The following is a 2154-nucleotide window of genomic DNA, read 5'->3' as shown; positions in this document are numbered from 1 at the left end:
TCATCCTACGGGGTACGGGACTGCGACGGGCAGAAGTGGTGAAGCTGGAAGTGCGAGATTTTAATGGTGAGAGTGGTGCATTGGAAGTGCGTCAGGGTAAGGGAGGGAAGGATAGGACCGTCTATTTACCGGAAGGTGCGATCGCGTAGCGTCGGCTTTGCCGAATCGCGTTTGTAAATGATTGGTTAAACACGAGAGGTCACCAACCAGGGGCGCTGTTGTGTCCAATCCGGAAAGGGGGACAGATACAGAACAGAAAGATGACCCCCCAGGCCGTGTTGTTGATTTTGCAGAAGCGGGGTGACAGCTCCTACACTGACCTTACAGGTTCAGTGTAGGCTTCCCAGTCAATCCAGCCATCGCTTCGGAGGCACTGGGCTTTAAGAACGGACTGCCCTGCCGCTCTGTTTTTGATATTTATGGCAGCATTGTGATCGCGGTCAAGATTGCATCCACAATGGGGACAATCATGCCAACGAACATGGAGCTTTTTAGGGACTTTCTTTCCACAACCGGAGCAATTCTGCGAAGTATTTTGGGCGCTTACTGGAACTGCCAACAAGCCAGCATTTAAGGCTTTGCTTGTCAGAATTGTCAGAAAGCTTGACCACCCAGCATCCAAAACAGATTTAGCCAATCGGGATTTAGCAAGCCCTTTGACGTTCAACTTCTCATGAGCGACTACGTCGTATTTTGACAATAAGTAATTGGCGGTTTTAAAGTGGAAGTCTTTCCGTTTATCCGCCACTTTTTTATGTTGTCTCCCAAGTTGCTTGATAGCCTTGAGTCGGTTAACCCCTCCTTTCTTCCGCCGAGACACCCGTTTTTGGATGACTTTTAACCTTTTTTGAGCCTTTCGGTAATACTGCGGAACTTGAATGGTTTCCCCTTCTGAAGTGGTTAAAAACTCCTTAAGGCCAACGTCAATACCAATAATTGAGTCAGGATTAATGTCAGGTTTTACTTTCGGCGAAGCCGACGCTGCGCGAACAGGAACTGTTTTGTCTTCCAGAGATAAGACTAGATAATACTTATCGCATTTTCTAGTGATAGTAGCCGTCTTGATTTTGAACCCGTCAGGGATAGGACGATGCAAAACAACTTTTACTTTTCCTATTTTTGGAAGGGTTATCAGATTGTCTTCTAGGCAACCTTCCTTCATTTGAGGATAAGTGAAAGTACGGTAACGGTGAGTCTTTTTGAACCTCGGTCTGCCACTCCGCTTACCTTTGCTATCCCCTTTAATGAATTTATCAAAAGCTAATTTAACCCTTTTGACTGCATCCTGAAGCACCTGGGAATGGATATCTTTGTACCAGGGATGAGTCTTCTTTAAGTTTGGTAAACTCTTTTTCTGACTGTAATAATTTGGATTATTCCTTAACTCTGGAAGGTGACAAACAAGTGGGCAAGCATTAACAGAACAACGATTTTGCTCATACCAGCGAAACCTATCTGCCAGCAAATAATTATATTGCGCGCAAAGCATTGATAGCCAATTGTCTATCTGTGCTTTCTGCTCTTTTGTTGGCTTTAATCGGTACTGGTAAGCAATTCTCATCGTTTGTTGTCTCCCTGTTTTCGACCTGTTACTATAATAGCCAATTGTATATCCAAGTGTCAATCCAAAACGAAAGACAAAAAACTGATATTTAGAATCACCGATTTTTTAAAAAGGCAGTTACAACAAGAGGCTGAACGTCCTGGGATGACTCCATCCGAGTTGATAAGAAGTTTGATAGCACGTTTTCCTGAACCAAAAGACCCTGTCCGCCATTCATCCCACACTTATACTTCGTATTAAGATGTGGGGCTTCTGGCGGGTTCCGCTAAAGAAGCTGGGGTGGAATCCTTTAGTCCCCATGATTTTCGCAGGACCTTCTGCTCTGATCTGCTTGATGCTGGGATTGATATTGTGACCGTCCAAAAGTTAGCTGGTCATGCTTCCCCTGTGACTACGGCTAAGTATGATAGGCGAGGGGAGGAGGTGAAGCGTAGGGCGGTGCAGAAGTTGGGGTTTTAAGAAGGAGGGGGTGCGAAGGACATAATGATAGTAGGGAAACCTAAACCTCTTTCCATCCCTCAATGGTAGCCATCAAAATGTTAACTAGCGGGTGGTCTATGGCTTCCTTGAAGGTTTCTACTGCTCCTGCA

General features: G+C 45.3%; 2 protein-coding genes and 1 pseudogene. 2 read left to right on the top strand and 1 reads right to left on the bottom strand.

Annotation, left to right across the window (positions count from 1 at the left end):
• The first annotated feature begins 2 nt into the window (after positions 1-2).
• Positions 3-149 (top strand): tyrosine-type recombinase/integrase, encoded by a 147-nt coding sequence (locus F6K49_RS43060; protein WP_293107736.1) that lies wholly within the window; start codon positions 3-5, stop codon positions 147-149.
• Positions 150-310: 161 nt separating this feature from the next.
• Here F6K49_RS43060 and F6K49_RS43055 read toward each other — a convergent pair whose 3' ends face one another.
• Entirely contained in the window at positions 311-1561 is a 1251-nt protein-coding gene (locus tag F6K49_RS43055; RefSeq protein ID WP_293107733.1) for a transposase, read from the bottom strand.
• A 273-nt stretch (positions 1562-1834) separates the two neighbouring features.
• On the opposite strand from F6K49_RS43055, the pseudogene F6K49_RS43050 reads away from it, so the two are divergent.
• A pseudogene (locus F6K49_RS43050) lies at positions 1835-2023 on the top strand (site-specific integrase); the annotation flags it as partial.
• Positions 2024-2154 lie beyond the last annotated feature (131 nt).

Source organism: Moorena sp. SIO3I6 (genome assembly GCF_010672095.1).
Note: the sequence above shows the minus strand (reverse complement) of the source record. Positions and strands in the feature narration are given on the sequence as shown.

Excerpts from the sequence above, each read along its gene's own strand:
- F6K49_RS43055 (WP_293107733.1), bottom strand. The coding sequence starts at position 1,561 with ATGAGAATTGCTTACCAGTACCGATTAAAGCCAACAAAAGAGCAGAAA.